At 57.4% G+C, this 21058-nt stretch carries 16 protein-coding genes; all 16 read left to right on the plus strand.

Translation table 11 applies throughout. The features are described 5' to 3' along the window. The first annotated feature begins 226 nt into the window (after nucleotides 1-226). The 16 genes from cysN to NFH97_RS09785 all read left to right on the plus strand — a co-directional run bounded on the left by cysN (nucleotide 227) and on the right by NFH97_RS09785 (nucleotide 20873). Nucleotides 227-2140: a sulfate adenylyltransferase subunit CysN gene (gene cysN / locus NFH97_RS09715; RefSeq protein ID WP_222516331.1), complete on the plus strand. Its 1914-nt coding sequence runs from the start codon at nucleotides 227-229 to the stop codon at nucleotides 2138-2140. Between the two features lie 236 nt (nucleotides 2141-2376). After that, nucleotides 2377-2664, plus strand: coding sequence for an RT0821/Lpp0805 family surface protein (locus NFH97_RS21205; protein WP_221621186.1), 288 nt, complete (start codon nucleotides 2377-2379; stop codon nucleotides 2662-2664). Between the two features lie 92 nt (nucleotides 2665-2756). Next, entirely contained in the window at nucleotides 2757-4403 is a 1647-nt protein-coding gene (locus NFH97_RS09720) for a polysaccharide biosynthesis/export family protein (protein WP_502878710.1), read from the plus strand. Nucleotides 4404-4414: 11 nt separating this feature from the next. Next, nucleotides 4415-5221: an ABC transporter permease gene (locus NFH97_RS09725; protein ID WP_108132080.1), complete on the plus strand. Its 807-nt coding sequence runs from the start codon at nucleotides 4415-4417 to the stop codon at nucleotides 5219-5221. Beyond that, nucleotides 5218-6276: an ABC transporter ATP-binding protein gene (locus NFH97_RS09730; RefSeq protein ID WP_108132081.1), complete on the plus strand. Its 1059-nt coding sequence runs from the start codon at nucleotides 5218-5220 to the stop codon at nucleotides 6274-6276. Before NFH97_RS09725 ends, NFH97_RS09730 begins: the two co-directional genes overlap by 4 nt. Before the next feature lie 113 nt (nucleotides 6277-6389). Further along, on the plus strand, nucleotides 6390-7472 hold the full coding sequence (locus tag NFH97_RS09735; protein WP_349624753.1) for a KpsE/RkpR family capsule polysaccharide export protein: 1083 nt from the start codon (nucleotides 6390-6392) through the stop codon (nucleotides 7470-7472). A 181-nt stretch (nucleotides 7473-7653) separates the two neighbouring features. Then, nucleotides 7654-8721 (plus strand): dTDP-glucose 4,6-dehydratase, encoded by a 1068-nt coding sequence (gene rfbB, locus NFH97_RS09740; protein WP_261395325.1) that lies wholly within the window; start codon nucleotides 7654-7656, stop codon nucleotides 8719-8721. Continuing rightward, nucleotides 8718-9599 carry a dTDP-4-dehydrorhamnose reductase gene (gene rfbD, locus NFH97_RS09745; RefSeq protein ID WP_222516334.1) on the plus strand — a complete coding sequence of 294 codons (882 nt, stop codon included), beginning with the start codon at nucleotides 8718-8720 and terminating at the stop codon, nucleotides 9597-9599. The genes rfbB and rfbD overlap by 4 nt, the downstream gene beginning before the upstream one ends. Before the next feature lie 44 nt (nucleotides 9600-9643). Then, nucleotides 9644-10531 (plus strand): glucose-1-phosphate thymidylyltransferase RfbA, encoded by an 888-nt coding sequence (gene rfbA / locus NFH97_RS09750; protein WP_108132084.1) that lies wholly within the window; start codon nucleotides 9644-9646, stop codon nucleotides 10529-10531. A 30-nt stretch (nucleotides 10532-10561) separates the two neighbouring features. Further along, nucleotides 10562-11104 (plus strand): dTDP-4-dehydrorhamnose 3,5-epimerase, encoded by a 543-nt coding sequence (rfbC, locus tag NFH97_RS09755; RefSeq protein ID WP_108132204.1) that lies wholly within the window; start codon nucleotides 10562-10564, stop codon nucleotides 11102-11104. 108 nt (nucleotides 11105-11212) lie between these two features. Beyond that, on the plus strand, nucleotides 11213-14017 hold the full coding sequence (locus tag NFH97_RS09760) for a glycosyltransferase family 2 protein (RefSeq protein ID WP_349624754.1): 2805 nt from the start codon (nucleotides 11213-11215) through the stop codon (nucleotides 14015-14017). Between the two features lie 55 nt (nucleotides 14018-14072). After that, on the plus strand, nucleotides 14073-14999 hold the full coding sequence (locus tag NFH97_RS09765) for a sulfotransferase (RefSeq protein WP_124804634.1): 927 nt from the start codon (nucleotides 14073-14075) through the stop codon (nucleotides 14997-14999). A 2-nt stretch (nucleotides 15000-15001) separates the two neighbouring features. Further along, the gene (locus NFH97_RS09770; protein WP_349624755.1) at nucleotides 15002-16192 is read left to right on the plus strand and encodes a glycosyltransferase family 2 protein; all 1191 of its coding nucleotides are present in this window, start codon (nucleotides 15002-15004) and stop codon (nucleotides 16190-16192) included. Between the two features lie 118 nt (nucleotides 16193-16310). After that, entirely contained in the window at nucleotides 16311-17276 is a 966-nt protein-coding gene (locus NFH97_RS09775) for a sulfotransferase family 2 domain-containing protein (protein WP_045992418.1), read from the plus strand. A gap of 9 nt (nucleotides 17277-17285) precedes the next feature. Then, nucleotides 17286-19808, plus strand: a complete 2523-nt coding sequence (locus NFH97_RS09780) for a glycosyltransferase family 2 protein (protein WP_349624756.1) — start codon at nucleotides 17286-17288, stop codon at nucleotides 19806-19808. A gap of 93 nt (nucleotides 19809-19901) precedes the next feature. Continuing rightward, complete coding sequence (locus NFH97_RS09785) at nucleotides 19902-20873, plus strand: glycosyltransferase family protein (RefSeq protein ID WP_349624757.1); 972 nt, start codon at nucleotides 19902-19904, stop codon at nucleotides 20871-20873. The last annotated feature ends 185 nt before the right edge of the window (nucleotides 20874-21058 follow it).

The following is a 21058-nucleotide window of genomic DNA, read 5'->3' on the forward strand; positions in this document are numbered from 1 at the left end:
TTCGTCTGCCGTCTTGTCCTGAACTCGCGAATTGCCGATGGGTGGTGTTCCCGGGAAGGCGGCTACACCCATCGCTTCACCAGACGGCAAAGGCCGCGACCGCGTGGCTCGCCGCATTCCTCCACGCTCCGCTCTTCCAGTCTCCAGATTGCACTCCGGTTCAGCCCTAGTCTCCTCGGCATCCTTGTCCGGGTGCTGTGGCTTGCGCCTCTACCAGGAATTCGTCATGTCCCATCAATCCGAGCTGATCGCCAGCGACATCGAACGCTATCTGAAGGAACACGAGAACAAGGACCTGCTGCGCTTCATTACCTGCGGCAGTGTCGATGATGGCAAGTCCACTCTGATCGGGCGCCTGCTGCATGACTCCAAGATGATCTACGAGGATCAGCTGGCCGCCATCACCCAGGCATCTCGCACCAGCGGCACCACCGGTGACGAGGTGGATCTCGCGCTACTGGTGGATGGCCTGCAATCAGAGCGTGAGCAGGGGATCACCATCGATGTGGCCTATCGATTCTTCTCCACCGATAGACGCAAGTTCATCATTGCCGACACGCCGGGGCATGAGCAGTACACCCGCAACATGGCGACCGGCGCTTCCACGGCCAGTCTTGCGATCATACTGATTGATGCTCGACACGGTGTGCAGACCCAGACGCGTCGCCATAGCTTCATCTGCGACCTGCTGGGCATAGAGCACCTTGTGGTAGCGGTCAACAAGATGGATCTCGTGGCGTATGACGAAGATCGTTATCTGCAGATCGTCGACGAGTATCGGCTCGTCATGGATCGACTCGAGGCCCGGGATATACATTTTGTCCCGCTGTCTGCGCTGAAAGGCGACAACGTGGTCGAGCCCAGCAGCGAGATGCCCTGGTATGACGGCCCCAGCCTGCTCACGCTGCTGGAAGAGGTCGAGATCAGGCACGACCAGAATCTGCGAGATGTGCGCTTGCCGGTTCAGTTCGTCAACCGCCCCAATCTGGATTTCCGGGGATACGCGGGCACCCTCAGCTCCGGTGTCTTGACTCCCGGACTGGCGGTCAAGGTGCTGCCGAGCGGTACCACCAGTCAGGTGAAGCGCATCGTTACCATGGATGGTGATCTCGATGCGGCATTTCCCGGACAAGCGGTGACCATCACCTTGTGCGACGAGATCGATGCATCGCGCGGAGACTGGATCGTCGGGGTCGATGATCAGGTGCCGCTTCGGTCGGAATTCGTGGCCGATATTGTGTGGATGCACGAGTCCCCGTTGGAACCCGGGAAATTGTATGACATCAAGCTGGCCACTCGGGACCTTGCGGGAAAGGTTGTCGCCATCGACTACCTGGTGGACGTCAACACCCTGGAGCAACGGCATGGGGAGCAGCTGGATCTCAATGCTATCGCGCGTTGCCGTGTCGAGCTCACCACCGCGATACCTGTCGACGACTATCGTACCCACCCTGGCACGGGCTGCTTCATTCTGATCGACCGATTGAGCAATCTTACCGTCGGTGCCGGGATGATCCACAGTCCGTCGGATGCGGAGCTGCCCTACGAATTCCGCAAACACGACAGCAAGGCCAGCGTGGTGTGGAACCGCACCACGGTAACCCAGACCATGCGAGAGAGGATCAATGGCCACCGTGGCTGCTGCGTCTGGTTTACCGGGTTATCGGGCTCCGGCAAGTCGACCCTCGCCAATGCTCTGGAGGTGGAGCTCAATCGACGCGGGTATCACACCATGCTGCTGGATGGCGACAATGTCCGGCATGGGCTATGCAAGGACCTTGGCATGGGGGAGCAGGACAGGGCGGAGAATATTCGGCGAGTCGGTGAGGTTGCTCGGCTGTTCGCAGAGGCTGGGGTGATCGTTATTACCGCATTTATTTCGCCGTTTCGAGCAGACAGAGAGGCGGCCAGGGCGCTGTTTCTTAGCGATGATTTTGTCGAGGTGTTTGTCGATACGCCCCTGGATGTCTGTGAAGAGAGAGACCCTAAGGGATTGTATCAGAAGGCGAGGGAAGGCAAGATTCTGGATTTCACTGGCATCAATAGTCCTTATGAGGCGCCTGTGAAGCCAGAGGTTTCCGTCAATACCGAGATAATGAGCGAGCAAGATATTATTGCGAAATTGCTAAAACATCTGTAACAGTTATTCGTCGTTTATCGCATGACGACGTCGGGAATTTCGCTATGATTATGCTTCGATATTGCACGTTTTTAAGGTCGATTCCAGCCGATGGAAGGGCGCCTGAAAGGGCCTCGGGTCTTTCGAGGAAAAGCGTCTTTCGCCGGGGTGCCACGGTCACGCTTCTTCTTGCTACGGTGCTGATCACCGGCTGTGTTCAGCGTCCGCTTACCCAGCCGAACAGTGCCCAGGGGATCATGAGCGAGCCTTCCGGGATCCCTGCCTCCAGCGACTTGTCGCGGTTTCTTGCCCAAACCCCCGCCGGGAGCGCCACCACACTATCGAGTAGCCCCTGGGGAGCGAATGTGGAGGTGGTGGCTGACTCCCCCTACTTCTCTGCCAGCAGGCGCATATGTCGTCACTTGACAGTGACTCGCCGGAGCAACGGGGATCGACTGGCGGCCGTTGCCTGCAAGTCGGGAGAAGGCGCCTGGTTTACCAGTCGCCTGGTAACGGCGCTGTACAACGGAGCGGAGACCTGGTGATGACGATCATGGATGAACGGCTCGGCAGGGCGGTGCTGTATCTGGCAAGACGGCTGGCGTTGCCTGTGTTGTTGCTGATGGTGAGCTGGTCGATGGCGAACTCGGTCGCTGCGCAGGGTATTGCCCTGCCGGACGATATCTTGCCTCAGGCCCGGGAGCAGACGGATGAAGGGACGATCAATGACTCGCCTCGCGCCAACTGGAGCAACGATCGCTACGGGCCGCCCTCGATACCGTCACCGATCGATGTGGAACTGCTTCCTCCCTTTGGCGCCAACCTCTTTACCGGTGGGTTTCGAGGCACCATGGCAGATGGGCTCAACCGTGACTATCGCATCAAACCTGGTGATCAGGTCACCCTGAGAGCATGGGGGGCGGTGGAATTCGATCGAGTGGTGCCCGTGGATGCCCAAGGCAATATCTTTCTCCCGTCGATCGGCCCCCTCGCCGTGCAGGGAATGAGCCATAGCCAGTTGGATGCTCGGGTTCGAGAAGCGATCCAGAGCATCTATCCCGAGAACGTGCAGGTGTACACCAACCTGCAAGGCGTTCAGCCCGTCGGTGTCTATGTCACCGGCTATGTGCACAGCCCTGGACGTTACGCGGGCACCCCCTCGGATTCGATTCTGTACTTTCTCGATCAGGCCGGGGGGATCGACAACGCCCTTGGCAGCTATCGCAGCATTAGCCTGATGCGTCAGGGGCAACGCCTGGCCAGCTTCGATCTCTACGACTTTTTGCTGGATGGCAGGATCGCTCGGCCTCAGTTGCGCGACGGCGATACTATCGTGGTGGGAGAACGAGGTCCCTCCATCGCGGTGACCGGTGATGTGGAACGCGCCTACCGATACGAACTACAGTCTGGCCAGTTGAGTGGCAGCGATCTGGTAAGCCTGGCCCGCCTGAAGAGTGGTGTGTCTCACGTATTGCTGCGCGGAGAGCGTGCAACAGGCCCGGTTGCCACCTACCTGACGCTCGACGAATTTCTCGCGCGCCAGGTCCAGCCTGGTGATGAGGTGATCTTCAATGCAGATCATCAGGAAGGCACCATCGTGGTTGCCCTCGAGGGGAGTTTTCTGGGCCCGTCGAGGTTTGCCCTGCCGCGGGATGCCCGGCTCGGAGAGTTGCTGGACGCCGTCGCCATCCTGTCCGACATGTCGGCCAGCCACAATGTGTCGATTCGCCGAGAAAGCGTAGCACGGCAGCAGAAAGAGGCGCTCGAGGATAGTCTCCGTCGTCTGGAAACGACCTATCTGGGAACATCGTCATCCACCGATGAGGAGGCCAGAATCAGGATTCGCGAGGCCGAGCTGATTCAGATGTTTGTGGCGCGGGCGCGACAGCTCGAACCCAGCGGTCGACTGGTGGTCGCCAGTGATCAAGGGGTTGCCGACATTCGGTTGCAGGACGGTGACGTCATCACGTTGCCGGAGGCCATGGATTCGGTGCTCATCAGCGGAGAGGTGGTCGTGCCACAGGCGGTGGTCTATCAGCCGGGTTCTGGTCTCGACCACTATCTTGATGCCGCAGGTGGTCTTACCCAGCGTGGCGATGAGGACAACATATTGGTGGTTCGCCAGAACGGCGCGGTGCGGAATGCCGACGATATCACCCTGCGTGCAGGAGACGAGATTCTGGTGATGCCGGCTGTCCCCACCAAGAATCTTCAGTTGGCAACCAGCCTGACCCAGATCCTTTATCAGATTGCCGTGGCCACCAAGGTGGCGATCGATCTCTAGAGGGGGGCAGCATGTCGATGATTGGCAACTCCGTGCAACGCCACCCTTGGGTGGTGACGCGTAGCGTCTGGTACGCCATGTTCCTGCGAGAGGCCATTGCGCGCACCATGTCGGATCGCCTGGGCTGGTTCTGGATGATCGCGGAACCTGTGTTCTTCACACTGATCATGGTGGCCATCCGCAGTCTCATCCGCGGAGACGCCCTTATCGTGGGAGCCCCTTTCATCCCATGGATGGTGGTCGGACTGATGGGATTTTTTCTGGTTCGCGAAGGGATGATTAGAGGGCTGGGAGCCATCAAGGCCAACCAGGCGCTGTTCGCCTATCGGCAGGTCAGGCCCGTGGACCCGGTGTTGGTGCGCAACGCCCTGGAGGGGCTTCTGCGATCACTGATATTTCTCTTGTTCATCTTCGGCGGCATGTTGCTCAAGGTCGAGGCGCTGGCACCTGACGACGCCCTGTTGGCACTGGCGTGGTGGCTCTCGCTCTGGCTGCTGGGCCTGGCGCTTGGGCTAATTGTCTCCGTGCTTGCCACCCTCATCGCCGAGGTGGCGATCGTGCTACGGATGATGATCATGCCATTGTTGATCCTATCCGGTGTCATTTTCCCGATCCATCACATGCCCCACTGGATGCGTGAGTACCTGTTGCTCAACCCGATTGTTCATGGTCTGGAGCGACTACGTGGCGGTTTTTTTGAAGGGTATTGGCAGGTCCCTGGTACCAGTGCCCCCTATTACTGGATGGTGACGCTGGCACTGCTGTCACTAGGATTGATGCTACACCTTCGGTTTCGACATCGGCTGATGGCGCAATGATCCAGATAGAACACCTCTACAAGCGCTATCACCATCACAAGGTCAGGGACTGGGTGTTGAAGGATATCAACCTGACCATCCCCCACGGCGTAAGCGTTGGAGTGTTGGGGAGAAATGGCGCGGGAAAGTCGACCCTGCTGCGATTGATTGCCGGCATGGATACGGCTGAAAGGGGCTCTATCCGGCGCGATGCTCGGGTCTCCTGGCCGATGGGACTGGCCGGAGGTTTTCAGGGGGCCTTGAGTGGCCGTCAGAACGTCAAGTTTGTTGCCCGTGTCCATGGTGGTGGTCGTGACGTCGGAGCCATCATCGACAAGGTGCAGGAATTTGCAGAGCTCGGGCCGGCCTTCGATGACCCGATTCGTACTTACTCCTCCGGGATGCGTGCGCGACTCAATTTTGGTCTGTCGCTGGCGTTTGATTTCGATGTCTATCTGTCTGACGAGGCGACCTCGGTGGGCGATCGGGTATTCAAGGCCAAGGCGACCCGTGCCTTCAAGGACAGGGTCAATCGCGCAAGCCTGGTCATGGTCTCCCACAGCGAAGGCATACTGCGCGAACTGTGCCAGGCAGGCATCTATCTGAAGCATGGCGAGGCGTTCTGGTTTGACGATATCAGAGACGCCATTCGCAGCTATCACCAGGACAGTGACAGCAAGGCCAAGGCCAAGGCCACCGGCGGCCCCGGCAATGGGCCACGCCACGATGGCGAGCCGCAAGCACCCCGGTATCCGTCACCTGCGCCGACACCGGGTATCGACACAATGTCCCTGGATACGCTCAAGGCATTGCTGGGCAAGCGCAGACAGCAGCTGGAGCGTATCCAGAAGCGCCTCGATGCTCTGGAGATGGGGCGTGAGAACGCAGACGAACTGGTCGACCCGAGGGTCCGTCAGGAGCTCATTGCTCGCCTTCACCTGGCGAAGCAGCGCTTGCATGAGGTTCGTCGCGCGGTACAGACGAAAAAGCGAGCCACACCCGCCAGTGGCAAGGACGATTCGGGGAAGGATTCGCGGAAGGAGTCGGAGAAGGGTTTCGAGAAGAAAGAACGGTAGCCACCAGGCGATGGCAAGGCGTCGCTCACTGAGGATTAGATCCCGACGGTGGTGCTCGCATTCAGAGGCGTCCGGATGCCCCGCGACGTCGCTCCAGCAAGGAAGCCAAGATAATGTTGCGATGGATTGCTCGGCAGCCCCATTGGGCATTTGCCTGCCTGTCGATATTGGCCATGTCCTTCTACTGGCTAGTCTGGGCCGAGGATCGGTACGTATCCGAGGCCGTCGTGGTACTGGAAAGCCCACAGATCGCTGCCCCAACCTTCGACTTCTCGAGCCTGCTTTCCGGTGCCAGCATCGATAGCGATATGTTGCTTTTGCGGGAGTATCTGCTTTCTGTGGATATGCTCAAGAAGGCTGATGAACGGCTCGACCTGAGGTCTCATTACAGTGAGAACGGTGACTTTCCTGCTCGTCTGTGGGACGCCGAGGCTCCCATCGAAGACCTTCATGAGTATTACCTGAGTCGCGTAGAGGTAACGCTCGATGACTACGCAGGGGTCCTGAAGCTGGAGGTCCAGGGCTTCTCTCCCAAGTTTGCCCAGCAACTGACCTCGCTTTTACTGGCGGAAGGTGAAGCGCACATGAATGCCATGGGGCAGCGCCTGGCTCAGGATCAAGTACGGTTCCTCGAGCTTCAGGTAGAGCGCCTGTCCGATCGGTTGGATCAGACACGCACAGATCTCCTGGACTATCAGAACGAGCATGGTCTGGTGTCTCCTACCTCGACCGTGGACAGCCTCAACCAGGTGGTGGCCAGTCTGGAAGGTGAGCTGGCAAGACTGGAAGCTCGGCGTAGCGCCTTGGCCAGCTTTTCCAGCCAGCGTTCATCGGACATGGTGAGAGTCGAGAGCGAAATCACTGCGTTGCGTCGTCAGATCGATCAGGAGCGTGAGCGACTGGCAAAGGCCACAGGAGACTCCCTCAACCGCCTGTCCTCCGAGTATCAGCGGCTTGAACTGCGGGCTCGCTTTGCCCAGGAGACCTATGCCAGCGCTCTCGGTGCATTGGAGGGCACGCGCATCGAGGCTGCTCGCAAGCTTAAGCAGATCAGTATCTTGCAGAGCCCTCTACTGCCCGAGTACGCCACGCGTCCTGAGCGCCTCTACAACCTGACCATCTTTGTGATCGTCACTCTGTTCCTTGCCTTCATTGCCAGCATGCTGTGGCTGATCGTCCAGGACCACAGAGACTGACGCTCTTGCTGATGGAACTACCGATAGCTGTCGTCGGACGGCTGCCGCAATGAAGCCCTTCATGTTGAAGAGCTCAGGGCTCACGCTTCCTGTCATCCTCTCTTCCTTCCCGCCCGTATGCCATTTCTAGCGTCCTCCCTGGCGGGGCGGGCAGAATTTCCAGTCCTCTCGGGGTTCTTTCATGATCAAGACGTTTCTCGTGACCGGTGGTGCCGGTTTTATCGGCTCGGCCGTGGTGAGGGAGTTGATTACCCACACCCCTCATCGTGTCGTCAATGTGGACAAGCTGACCTATGCCGGCAATCTGGCATCCGTAGCGTCTGTCGCCTCCGATCCTCGCTATATCTTCGAGAGAGCGGACATCTGTGATGGCGCGGCAATGAGCAGAATTCTGGACAAGTACCGCCCCGATGTGGTGATGCATCTGGCCGCTGAAAGCCACGTTGATCGCTCCATCGACGGGCCTCGCGCCTTTATTCAGACCAATGTGGTGGGCACTCTGGTATTGCTCGAGGCGGTACGCGGGTACTGGGAAGGAATCAGGCAACAGGACAGCGACAAGGCCGATGGTTTTCGGTTTCACCACATCTCCACCGACGAAGTCTACGGAGACCTCGAGAATGATGGCAGCCTGTTCACCGAACAGACCCCCTACGCGCCTAGTTCGCCCTACTCGGCCAGCAAGGCGGGATCGGATCACCTGGTGCGGGCGTGGACGCGCACCTATGGCTTGCCTTGCCTGGTGACCAATTGTTCAAACAACTATGGTCCGTTTCACTTTCCTGAAAAACTGATTCCTCTGATGATCCTCAATGCGCTGCATGGAGAGGCTCTTCCTGTCTACGGTGATGGTGGACAGGTACGAGACTGGCTCTATGTCGAGGACCATGCGCGCGCCCTGGTGCTGGTTGCCAGCGAGGGAAAGGTTGGAGATACCTACAACATTGGTGGCCATAACGAGAAAACCAACCTCGAAGTGGTACACACAATCTGTGACCTGTTGACGGAAATGGCTCCGGACAAGGGCGAATATCGTGATCTGATCACCTACGTCGCCGACAGGCCTGGCCACGACCGGCGCTATGCCATCGATGCATCCTACATTCAGCACACGTTGGCCTGGGAGCCACGAGAGACTTTCGAGTCTGGCCTTCGCAAGACAGTGTCCTGGTATCTGGCCAACGAGTCGTGGTGGAAGGCGGTGCAGGATGGTAGCTACCGGGCCGAGCGCCTGGGGGTGTTGTCATGAGTGGGCTCTTGCTTGGTGCCTCGGGCCAGGTGGGCCATGAGCTTCACAAGGCGCTAGCCATCCATCTGGATCTTCATGCGCCTGACCGCAGGACCCTGGATCTGACCGACCTTGATGCGGTGAAACGCTGTCTGGACCACTATCGCCCCCAGTGGGTGATCAATGCTGCTGCCTACACCGCGGTGGACCAGGCAGAGACCGATACGGCGACTGCCTTTCGACTCAATGCAGAGCTGCCTGGCTGTCTCGCACGCTATTGTGCCGATCACGGGGCACTGTTGACGCACTATTCCAGCGACTACGTCTATCCAGGCGATGGCATTCGGCCCTGGACGGAAGATAGTCCAACCGACCCTTTATCTTGCTACGGCCAGTCCAAGCTTGCCGGCGACGAGGCGGTGCTCGCCAGTAGATGCGACGCACAAATCTTCCGGACAAGTTGGGTTTACAGTGCCAGGGGCAACAACTTCATGAAGACCATGCTGCGTCTGGGGCGGGAGCGGGCGTCCCTGGCAATTGTCGACGACCAGGTGGGGGCCCCTACGCCCGCACGCCTGATTGCTGACGTGACCTTGCATGCGTGGCAAGTCTACCGCTCTCGTCCCGAACTGACCGGGCTCTACCATCTGGCACCACGGGGTTTCGTGTCCTGGTATGACTTTGCCCGAGAGATTTTTCGTCTCGCCCGTCTGCACGGCCTTCCTCTCATGCTCTGCGACGACCAGCTGTCTCGTCTGGCGACGAAGGACTATCCCACACCAGCAAAGCGTCCACCCAACTCCCGGCTGTCGGTCTCTCGTCTTGAGAACGCCTTCGACATCTCGCTCCCTGACTGGAGGGGACAGTTGTCTCTCACCATGAAGGACTACCTAAGGTAGGCCTGCCGCCGCAAGGCGTTGTCCGAAAACTAGAGGTTACCGCCATGAATCGGAAGGGAATCATCCTTGCCGGAGGCTCCGGTACGAGACTTCACCCCATTACCCATGGGGTCTCAAAACAGCTTCTCCCTGTCTACGACAAGCCGATGATCTACTATCCGCTCTCGGTGCTAATGTTGGCAGGAATAAGAGAAATACTGGTGATATCTACACCGGATGATCTACCGGTCTACCGTCAGTTGCTCGGTACCGGTGACCAATTTGGTGTTTCCTTGTCCTACGCAGAGCAGCCAAAGCCAGAGGGACTGGCCCAGGCTTTTATTATCGGCGAGAAGTTTATTGGTGATTCTCCTGTCTGTCTCGTCCTTGGCGATAATATCTTCCACGGACAACACTTTTCCGAGCAACTTCTGAGAGCCTCCGACCAGGCTCGAGGTGCCACAGTGTTCGGCTATTTCGTCAAAGACCCGGAACGCTTTGGTGTTGTCGAGTTTGATGAGAAAGGGCGTGCGGTCTCTATTGAGGAAAAGCCCAAAAAACCAAAGTCATCCTATGCGGTGACGGGCTTGTACTTTTATGACAACTCAGTGGTGGACATCGCGCGGAGCGTCAAGCCATCGGCTCGGGGAGAGTTGGAGATAACCTCGATCAACAATGAATATCTACACCGTGGTGAACTTCACGTAGAGCGTTTGGGGAGAGGATTTGCCTGGTTGGATACAGGTACTCATGACAGTTTACTTGAGGCAGCGCAGTACGTGCAGACAGTCGAACATCGACAGGGGCTGAAGATAGCCTGTCTGGAAGAGATTGCCTGGACTCAAGGCTGGATCAGTGACGAGTTCCTGCTTTCACAGGCAAACAGCCTTTCCAAGACAGGATACGGGGAATACCTGCTACAGCTTCTGGCCGCGAAGGCTGTTGGTCAGTGACAAGGCTACCTGATGGTGGAGGTGACGTGCATGAAAGTTGAAAGGCTGGCTATTCCTGATGTCGTGCTATTTACGCCAAAAGTGTTCGGTGACGAAAGAGGTTTCTTTATGGAAACCTTTCGCCAGGAAACATTTGATGAAGTCTGTGGTGAACACAAGTTTGTTCAGGACAACCATAGTAGGTCGAGTCGCTCGATACTCAGGGGACTGCATTATCAGCTGAAGCATCCCCAGGGAAAGCTGGTGAGAGTAGTCAGGGGAGAGGTATTCGACGTAGCCGTTGATATGCGAACGTCCAGTGCCACCTATGGTAAGTGGGTAGGCGTTTTCTTGAACGAAGACAACCGGCAGATGCTCTGGGTACCACCTGGATTTGCACATGGTTTCTACGTTACCAGTGACGATGCCGAGTTTGTATACAAGTGTACTGACTATTACGCGCCTTCAGACGAAATGTCGGTGCACTGGGCAGATACTATCCTGTCAATCGACTGGCCATTGGACAACATTGAGCCACGAGTTTCCGATAAGGATGCTCGAGGGATGTCTTTTGTCGAGGCTCCTGGCTACTAGTAATTGCCTGAGGAAGTAGACGTGGTAGAACATGAACCAAGAAACGGCCCTCCCTCTTCGCAATCACCACACTTGGCTACACTGGCGTTGTCGGCACGCCTGAGGCGAATGCAGACTTCCTTCAGTTGGCGAGCGACCAAACCGCTGAGAGATCTCGGTGGGTTGTATCACAAGTACATCAAAAAATGCTCCCGCATGGACTTGCTGCCGATCCATGAACTGGAGCTGATGACCCGCAATAACAAGGTGGTCTGGGTATCTCGCGGTGGAGATCCACAGTTCCTGCTCACCCCGATCAATCCCGCTGTGCTTCGCCAAGGTGGATGGTTCAGCCTCGAATACGACTTTTCGGCGACTCAGGCAGTGGATCAGTGTCTCTATATTGATTATGGCGATGGTTTCCAGGCAGATATCGTGTGGGCCCGTCATGTGGAAAAGAGCGGCCACCAGAGCCTGGTCATTTACTTGCCGATGGGAACACAGGCATTGCGGCTGGACCCGATGACTCGACCTGGAGAGTTCCGGTTGGAGGATCCGGTGCTGAAAAAGATCGAGACGCCACAGATCCCGCACCCTTGGTCGGGGCTGGATGGATATCTGAAGTGCTGCGAAGGCTGTGAATTTACGCTTGCCGCTGCCCAGCAGCTCGAGCGCCGCCTGGAAGGGGAGTTCCATTGGCGTTCCCACGGTACCGATCCGGCCTTCGTCGTTCGTCATCGCCGAGGTCGAGTCATCGAGCCTGGGTGGTGTCGTATCGAATTTGTTCTCAGTGGCGAGTATCAGCACCAGGTCGCCAAGCTATATATCGATCACGGAGAGGGCTTCAGTGAAACCCACGCCTATCCCATACCCTTCCAGTCAGGGAAACTGGCGACAAGGGTGATTCAGCTTGAGCGAAGTATTGTCAACATACGCTTTGACCCATGGGAGCGGGAAGGAAGCTTCCGTCTGGAGCGACTATGCATCGACAATGTCGATGCCGAAGAGGCTTGGGATGCGATTGCCGGGCGTCTTGTCGAGACTGCTCCTGAGTACATGGACTTGAAAAAGGCCGAGGTCCTTGCGGGAGTGGGTAGGTCTGCTCCGGAAACGGATGAAGGTGACGGGACGGCAAAGAAAGCCGAGTTGGCGGATGCCGAGGACGACGCCGCACGCGAGACCCGCCTTCTCGAAGAGTACGCGGAAACCTTTATTGTCAACGAGGCCGAACTCTCCTACCAGAAATGGATAGATGAGGTAGAAGTCAATGGCCTGCCGAGCTCTGAAACCATCCGCAGCTATCTTGAGGGCCTTGAGAGTCCTGCATTAATTTCGGTGTTGGTGCCGGTTTACAATACCGATGAAACGCTTCTGAAAGCTTGCATCGACTCGGTCATCGCACAGTCTTATCCCCACTGGGAGCTTTGCCTTGTGGATGATGCCTCTCCATCACCACATGTCGAAAAAGTACTCAGGCACTATGCCAGCAAAGATAAACGCGTAAAAATACATTTTCGGCCGGATAATGGGCATATTTCCAAGACAACTAATGACGCCCTGTCGATGGCCACTGGTGACTATCTGGCATTGCTCGATCACGATGATGAATTGGCCAGAGATGCGTTGTACTTTATTGCAAAAGAGCTGGAAAAGAATCCCGATGCCCAGTTGATCTACAGTGATGAAGACAAGATCGATGTTCAGGGCATGCGCTGCGAGCCTCACTTCAAGCCAGACTGGAACATCGACCTTCTCTATTCGCAAAACTATGTTTCTCATCTGGGCGTATATCGACGCTCGTTGATCGAGAAAATTGGGGGTTTTCGAGTCGGGGTAGAGGGATCGCAAGACTATGATCTGGTGCTGCGTTGCATACCACACCTGACCGCTGGCTCAATTTCCCACGTTCCCAGAGTTCTCTATCACTGGCGCGCTATCGAGGGTTCGACAGCACTGGCTGAAGAGGGCAAGGATTACACGACCTCAGCTGGTGTAAAGGCGCTGAAAGACCATATTGAAGGAATAGCAGATGGGCGTGCGATTGTAGAGCAGGGGATTGTGGGAAATACCTATCGTGTGCGTTGGCCTATTCCTGAGCCGGCACCGTTGGTGAGCATGTTGATTCCTACGAGAGACAAGAAGGACGTCACAGAGCTGGCAGTGCGCAGTATCCTGGAGAAGTCACGTTATACAGACTACGAGATTATTCTCCTTGATAATGGCAGTGTAGAGCCTGAGACGCATGAATTTTTTGAAAAAATTCAGGCTGAAGACTCCAGGGTAAGCGTTCTCAGGTACGACCACCCCTTCAACTACTCAGCTATCAATAATTTTGGTGCAGAGCATGCCAAGGGAAGCATCATTGGTTTGGTAAATAATGATGTTGAAGTGATCAATGGAGACTGGCTCCGGGAGATGGTTCCTCATGCCTGTCGCGAGGATGTCGGCTGTGTCGGCGCAAAACTATACTATGGGAATGACACCATTCAGCACGCAGGCGTCATCGTTGGGCTTGGCGGAGTAGCAGGGCACTCTCACAAGCACTTTCCTCGAGAGTCCGGCGGTTATTTCAACCGTTTGAAGGTGGTCCAGTCTGTATCTGCCGTGACAGCGGCGTGTCTGCTCGTGAGAAAGTCGGTGTATGAGGAAGTCGGAGGCCTGAACGAACAGGACCTCAAGGTCGCTTTCAATGACGTTGATTTCTGCCTGAAGGTGCTCGATGCCGGGTATCGTAATATCTGGACCCCATACGCTGAATTGTATCACCACGAATCCATCAGTCGTGGAGCAGAAGATAACCCAGAAAAAGTTGCCAGATTCAACACCGAGATAGATTACATGCAGAAGGCCTGGGGAAAAATAATCGAACACGACCCCAGCTACAGCCCTTGCCTCACAAGAAGCCGAGAAGACTTCTCCATCGGAGGTCGTTGATGGCTTTCTTGATGGGTCGTCGTATTCGGAGAAACTACGTATCCCAGGAGGGGACATGCCCAAGAATGATGCCTTGATCAACAAGGGAGTCGTGGTCATAGGGGACCAGGATGACAAGATGCCATCTCCTATCATCGTCATTGGAACCGCGCGAGGCGGGACCTCGATGGTCGCTGGCGTGTTGGCCAAGCTTGGCGTCTTCATGGGCGACCGTGCCTCACACCCTGTGTACGAAGACGTCAGACTTTCCGAGGCTTTCGAAAAGCAGGACATGGCTCAGACAGCTTTGATTGTGAAGGAGTACCAGACCAGGTACACCCGCTGGGGCTGGAAGCGACCTTCCATCATCGACCATCTGGATGAAGTAGACGCTCTATTGCCGAATGCCAGGTATGTGTTTATCTACAAGGATATTCTTTCAATAGCGCAGCGGAATTCTATTTCCATGTTGGCCGAAATTACCGAGGGCATGGACAGAGCGCTGTCACAGTATAGAAAGACGCTTCGCTTTGTCAGGCAGAAGTCTCCGCGTGCCATGCTCGTCTCCTACGAAAAGGCCAGTGCTTATCCCGAAGCCTTTCTTTCCACTCTCGAGTCCTTTTGCGGAATTTCTCCCTCGCAGGAGGAACACCAGACGGCACTGGCCTTTATCGATCCTGAACCAGAAGACTATATAGAGGCAACCCGGATCACCAAGTCACAGGGAAAACTTCTTTCATGTGATTCACGACGTGTCAGCGGTTGGGCGCGCTATGTACACAAGAAACAGCATGCTGAGGTAGAAGTTTTTGTTGATGACCGGTCCGTGGGTGTGGTGGTGGCGAACGAACCGAACCCCGGTGGCGGTGCTCCCGCGAACGAGCCATGTGGCTTCACCTTCACCCTTCCTGCCGGTGAAAGCTTGAGCGAGGACGCCAGTGTCAGAGCCAGAGTAGTGAACGACGTTGTCGATCTTGGCAACTCTCCGGTCAGGGTGGGCTAGAGATGGCGAAGTTCTGTGTTGCCGGTATCGTCCGCAATGAGGTGGATTACCTTGTCGAGTGGGTAGCTTGGCATCGGCTGGCAGGGTTTGGGCATGTCATTCTGGCCGACAACGGTTCCGACGACGGCACCCGCTCTTTGCTCGAGGCGCTGGCAGATCTGGGAGAGGTCAGCCTGCTGTACCAGCCGGTGCTTGAGCGCAGGTCGCAGCAGTTGGCCTATCGTCGCATCCTTGGGCTGGCTCTGGGAAAGCATGACTACGTCATGTTTCTCGATGCCGATGAGTTTCTTGTGCACGAAAGCCAGCGTCACGGTGAGGAATGTCGCGAGCTGGAAAGGCTGGTGGCGTCGGGTGATGTGGGAAGCGTCAGCGTGAACTGGAAATGCTTCGGCTCCTCGGGGCTTGAAGAGGCGCGATCTGAACCGGTACTGCAACGTTTCACCCGTTGTGGCACTGCACCAGGCGCGAGCGCAGATTGTCACACCAAGAGCCTGGTACGCGTCGACCATGTCAAGGCGCCCTATTGTCATTCCTCTACCCTGGTATCGGCCTGGAAATATGTCGATGCCACAGGGGACGTGATCGAGGACTTCGTTGGCTCGCCGGACGGCAGTGGTGAGTCGGACCCACGTGGTGGGCGTACGCGGTCGATCCATCAGGGACCGCTTCGGGTTCACCATTACGCGGTGAAGTCGCGTGAGGAGTTCTCGCGCAAGCGATTGAGGGGGAGTGCTACGCGAGGCGCCAACTTCGACAAGGGCGAGGCATATTTCGGACGTTACGACATCAACGACGTTGCTCATGAGTTCCAGGCCGGCAAGCTTGCCCGCCTGGCTCGGGAGATGTCGGCGCTGAAACAGCGTCTGGCAGAGCGCACCGTGCTAGATCGCCCTTTGGTGGGAGCCATCGATCATTTTGACGCCAACGCAGTCTGTGGTTGGGTGACGGACCGCAACGGCAAGGCCAGTGGTCTGGCAGTGAACATCTTCGTCAATGGTGTTCACGCGGGGCGTGCAAGGGTGGGGTTCTATCGACCCGATCTACGACGTTCCGGCAAATCCGTGGATGGTTATTGCGGGTTTCGCTGGCTGCATCCGGCGCCTTTGAAAGAAGGCGATCATGTGACCGTTTCTCTCCATGCCAATGCTTCAGTGCTGGTGGGGGGGAGTGATCTTGTTGTCGGCACATCGTGACGCGTCTGGAGTGTGGAGGTGGCTCCGCCACCGGATCCCGTGTCGTCTTCCCCTATCCCTTTTGCCACGCCGCGCCGCAGGACTGATTCCTGCGGCGCTTTTGTCAGGAGACTCCACCATGAAACCCTTGTTTTTCGTACATATACCCAAGACGGCGGGAACCAGTTTTCGTCACGGTGCTGAGCGCGCCTTTGGCTTCGACAAGATCGTCTATGACTACGGCCAGGATGCATCTCAGACCAGCGTCCTGACACGCGAGTGCATGTATGGCGAGTCCCCCGATCCTTGGCGCCTGTATCGCAGGAGCCTGGACAACCAGGCGATGATGCTGGCAGGACACGTCACCGCGGCCAAGTATGTCCCGCTGTGTGGCGTCGATCGCGCGGTGACCTTTGTTCGCGAACCGTTGCAGCGGGCGGCTTCCGAGTATTCGCACTTTCAGCGGATTCATCAGTACAAGGGCAGCTTCCGCGACTTCATGAAGATTCCTCTGATGCTTGATCGCCAGTCGAGCATCTTCAAGGGGGTCGATGTCGAGGCGATCGGGATGGTCGGCTTGACCGAACGCTACTCGGAGAGCCTGGAGTTGATCAATGCTCGCTTTGGCATCGATATCGCCCAGCGTGAGGACAACCGGGGGAAGCCGCAGGTGGGCGAATTGCATGACATCGCGCCGGAGGATGAACAGGAGTTCCGCAAACTCAACCCGCTGGATCTGGCGCTCTACGAGCGTTGTCGCAAGCTATTCGAATCGCGCATCCAGCTCTATCGCGACAATCTCCCCTTTGCTCACGCTCGACTGACGCAGTTCGATGCCGAGCGGGTGGGGGGGTGGGCCTGGTGGGAAGGTGGTGCTGATACCCCGGTGGACGTCGAAGTCTGGGTCAATGACGAACATCGCGACACTGTGTCGGCCACCCAGCTCCGTCCGTCCATGGCTCGCTTGAAGCTTCCCCGTGGCGGCTATGTCGGCTTCCAGCTGAAGGTGAATCTGTCTGCGGGTGACAGGGTCCAGTGTCGTGTTGCCGAGACCGGACAATGGTTCCCGCCGGGGCCGCGTCGAGTCGCTGTGGCCAGCAACTGAGCGGCGGGTATGGAAGGTGCCAATCGAGGTGGCGGAACACGGTCGTGGCTGAAAGGTCTTCTCGATCTGTGCCACCTGGTCGTTCAGCCTCAGCGACACTGGCAGCCTCATCATGGCCTGAGACAGCAGGCGAGTGGAGGGGACTGGGAGTGGGAGTCGCTGGATGAAGACCCCCAGTTCCTGCTGTGTCGGCACCTACCGTTGCCTGGCTGGCATATGGTGGAGCTGGACCTGGACCACGACCAGCATAGCGTTGCTGTCAGGCTTTACTTCGATACGGGGGAAGGCTTCAGTGAAGACGAGTCGTTGACCCTTCCGCTCAAGGGTGGACGTATTACCAAGCGGTTGATCTACGTGAAGCGGCGACTGCGCCGGTTGAGATTCGACCCGATGGAGTCGCCGGGATACTTTGCGATCCGCCACTTTCGCGTCGTCTGGCTCTCCCCCTGGTTCGCGCATGATCGCCTGAGCCAGCGTCTGGTCAATATGCACCATCGCTGGCGTGATGTGTCGAAGCAGGAAGTGTTGGGAGTGCTTCGCCACCGCGCCCTCCAGGACGGCACCTGTTGGCGCGACCTTGCCCTGTCGGACTACGAGGAAACGTTCGAACGATTCTGCTCGGGTCGAAGCTATGTGCAATGGCTGCGTGAGCGCGGATGGGATAAGAATTCGGATAGCAGTTCAGATAGTAGTTCGGATAGTAGTTCGGATGATTGCGACAAGACCTCTATGGTCTCGGCGCTCGAAGGTGGGTGGCGTTCCAGGAATAGAAGAGCTGAGCTGGACGAGATTCGTGGTGGGCTTGACGGGTGGCGAGGCAAGGATGAACGCCGCCGTAGCCTGGCGCTTGAGCGTCGCTGTGCTGCTGCCGAGCGAGCTGCGCAGTCATGTGTGGACACCGCAGTAGCAGCCAGGACGGATACGTTCAGGCCGATTGTGTCGATCTTGCTGCCGGTACATGATCCTGCGCCGGAACATCTGAAAGACTGTCTCGAGTCTGTGCTTCGCCAGGACTATGATCATTGGCAACTCTGTATCGTTGATGACGCCTCCAGAAACCGCGAAGTCATAGCGTTGCTGGAGCAATTTGAGGTTCGTGATTCTCGAATAGTTCTGCGTCGCCAGAAAACTAATGGCCATGTCTGTGAGGCCTCCAACGCGGCCTTGAGCATGGCCGCTGGGCCCTACGTGGCGCTACTGGACCATGATGACCTGCTGACTCCGTGTGCCTTGAGCTATGTTGCCGAGGCGCTGAGTCGCTCACCACGACCGGTGCTGGTGTACAGCGACGAAGACAAGGTGGATCAGCGTGGTGTGCGCTGCGAACCTCACTTCAAGCCCTGCTTCAATCCTGATCTGCTGCTGGCCCAGAACTACATGGCGCACTTGAGTGTCTTCGACACCGCGCTGGTACGGCAACTGGGAGGCTTCCGCAAGGGGCTGGAGGGCAGCCAGGACCATGATCTGGCCCTGAGAGTCTGTGCCCACACAGAGCCTGATCGCATCGTCCATATTCCCAGGATTCTCTATCATTGGCGTGCCAGTCCCGGCTCCACGGCGATGACCAGCAACGCCAAGGATTATACGTCCCGTGCAGGGCTGCGAGCGGTCGCCGACCATCTGGCACGAAGCAGCCCCGGCGCCACCGTCGAGCTTGGGCGCCTGCCCAATACCTATCGTGTCCGCTGGCCTCTGCCGGATCCGCTCCCGCTGGTCAGCCTGATGATCCCTACGCGTGATCGTGTCGATCTGTTGGCACCATGCGTCGATGCGATCCTGTCTCGTACCCGCTATTCCAGGCTTGAGGTGCTGATCCTCGACAACGGGACGCGATGCGAAGAGACACTGGCTTATCTGGCCGAGATCGGCAAGGGAGACCCCCGGGTCAGGATTCTGGCCTGGAACCATCGCTTCAACTATTCCGGCATCAACAATTTCGGAGCGTATCACGCACGTGGTGATGTGCTCGGACTTATCAATAACGATATTGAACCCATCAACGAAGAGTGGCTCGAGGAAATGGTGCGGCACGTCGTGCGGCCGGACATCGGTTGTGTCGGCGCCAAGCTCTATTATCCCAACGATACCATCCAGCACGCCGGTGTCGTGTTGGGTATCGGGGGCGTTGCGGGCCACGCTCACAAGTATTTCAGCCGCCATGCCAACGGGTATTTTTCTCGCCTGGCGCTAGCGCAGAATTACTCTGCGGTGACCGGTGCCTGCTTGTTGATACGCAAGGCGCTCTATCGGCAGGTGGGCGGCCTCAACGCGCGAGATTTGCCGATCGCTTTCAATGATGTGGACCTGTGTCTAAAGGTTCGGGAGGCGGGTTATCGAAACGTATGGACGCCCGACGCTGAACTCTATCACCACGAATCCGAGTCGCGTGGTGCCGATGACAATGCCAGCAAGCGAGCCAGGGCCATCGGAGAGGTACTCTACATGCGCCACACCTGGGGTGAGCAGCTTGATCGGGATCCGGCCTACAACCCCAATCTGACGCTGGTTCACGAGGATTTTTCTCTGCGTTGAGAGGCGTTCACCATGGCCCGGGGTTCTGGCATTTGTGGTTCTCGCTGGCTGTTGCTGAGTGATGGGGCTCTGCCCACCGAGGACATCTACTTCATGGCGACGGCTGCGCCCTGGCTTCGCTATGCAGGTGCGACAGTGACTCGCCTTGATACCCGTCGGTGGGCGTCTCCTCTGCTGTGCTGGCCCTGGCTGGATCGCACCTTGTCCGGGGCACATGTCATCGTTTGTCGAAGCTTGTCCGAAGCCTGGATCGATCTGCTGGAGACGCGACGAGCTCAGGTCGCCAGCGTGCATTACCTGCTGGATGATGATCTTGATGCTGCCGCCAGGGATCCTGGCTTACCGATGGACTATCGTGAGCGTATGGGGTGGGTGTCGCGCCGGATTATGCCCAGGCTACTGGCCCTGGCCGACGAAGTCGTCGTACCAAACGAGGAGCTGGCGGCACGAATCAGCACGCGCCACTCCCGGGTGGTGACGCTGGCACCTGCGCTGCTTTTTTCCCCGGAGATGGCCACCCCCGAGGCAACATCGACGGGATGGCGATTGGGTTACCACGGTACGCGGGCCCACCGTCGGGATCTGGAGCAAATCAGCTCGGCACTGGTCAGCGTTCTCGAGGCCCACTCTGGTTTGATGCTGGAAGTGGCAATGGGGCGCTACACTCCGCAATCCTTGCGTGAGCATGATCGTGTGGGCGCGCTCGCGCCCATGGCCTGGCATACCTATCTGAGGCACTTGAAAGGATCGCGGTTGCATCTGGGGCTGGCTCCCTTGTGGCCGACAACGTTCAACACTGCCAAGTCCCATATCAAGTTTCTGGAGATTGCCGCCATGGGTGGTGTGGGCCTCTTCAGCAGGCGTGCCCCCTACAGCAATATCGTGAGCGACGGGGAAGATGGACTGCTGGTCGATGATGATCCCGCGGATTGGCAGCGCTGCCTCGTCCGGTTGCTGGAGTCTCCACGGGAAACCCATCGCATGGCCCAACGGGCGTTGGAAAAGGCCCGGGATATCGGCAGTGCGGCCCACCACCATGCCTTCTGGAGTGAGCGTCAGTGCTGAAACAGACAACAGTTTCCAAGGGAGCAGATGCTGTATAGACAACAGTGATTGGTGCTTCCTTTTCTCCTTCCTCTCCCTTCCTTCCTTCCTTCCTTCCTTCCTAACTTCCTTTCTTCCTCTCTCTTCCTTATCTTGCCCTGCTTCCTGTTCTTTCATTGAAGCTTGGTACCTATCCCTATCCCTAT

It is taken from the genome of Halomonas sp. SCS19 (assembly GCF_040147015.1).
Classification (GTDB): domain Bacteria; phylum Pseudomonadota; class Gammaproteobacteria; order Pseudomonadales; family Halomonadaceae; genus Halomonas; species Halomonas litopenaei.

Coding starts and splice junctions, on each gene's coding strand:
- cysN (WP_222516331.1), top strand. CDS start 227: ATGTCCCATCAATCCGAGCTGATCGCCAGCGACATCGAACGCTATCTG.
- NFH97_RS21205 (WP_221621186.1), top strand. CDS start 2,377: ATGAGCGAGCCTTCCGGGATCCCTGCCTCCAGCGACTTGTCGCGGTTT.
- NFH97_RS09720 (WP_502878710.1), top strand. CDS start 2,757: ATGGCGAACTCGGTCGCTGCGCAGGGTATTGCCCTGCCGGACGATATC.
- NFH97_RS09725 (WP_108132080.1), top strand. CDS start 4,415: ATGTCGATGATTGGCAACTCCGTGCAACGCCACCCTTGGGTGGTGACG.
- NFH97_RS09730 (WP_108132081.1), top strand. CDS start 5,218: ATGATCCAGATAGAACACCTCTACAAGCGCTATCACCATCACAAGGTC.
- NFH97_RS09735 (WP_349624753.1), top strand. CDS start 6,390: ATGTTGCGATGGATTGCTCGGCAGCCCCATTGGGCATTTGCCTGCCTG.
- rfbB (WP_261395325.1), top strand. CDS start 7,654: ATGATCAAGACGTTTCTCGTGACCGGTGGTGCCGGTTTTATCGGCTCG.
- rfbD (WP_222516334.1), top strand. CDS start 8,718: ATGAGTGGGCTCTTGCTTGGTGCCTCGGGCCAGGTGGGCCATGAGCTT.
- rfbA (WP_108132084.1), top strand. CDS start 9,644: ATGAATCGGAAGGGAATCATCCTTGCCGGAGGCTCCGGTACGAGACTT.
- rfbC (WP_108132204.1), top strand. CDS start 10,562: ATGAAAGTTGAAAGGCTGGCTATTCCTGATGTCGTGCTATTTACGCCA.
- NFH97_RS09760 (WP_349624754.1), top strand. CDS start 11,213: ATGCAGACTTCCTTCAGTTGGCGAGCGACCAAACCGCTGAGAGATCTC.
- NFH97_RS09765 (WP_124804634.1), top strand. CDS start 14,073: ATGCCCAAGAATGATGCCTTGATCAACAAGGGAGTCGTGGTCATAGGG.
- NFH97_RS09770 (WP_349624755.1), top strand. CDS start 15,002: ATGGCGAAGTTCTGTGTTGCCGGTATCGTCCGCAATGAGGTGGATTAC.
- NFH97_RS09775 (WP_045992418.1), top strand. CDS start 16,311: ATGAAACCCTTGTTTTTCGTACATATACCCAAGACGGCGGGAACCAGT.
- NFH97_RS09780 (WP_349624756.1), top strand. CDS start 17,286: ATGGAAGGTGCCAATCGAGGTGGCGGAACACGGTCGTGGCTGAAAGGT.
- NFH97_RS09785 (WP_349624757.1), top strand. CDS start 19,902: ATGGCGACGGCTGCGCCCTGGCTTCGCTATGCAGGTGCGACAGTGACT.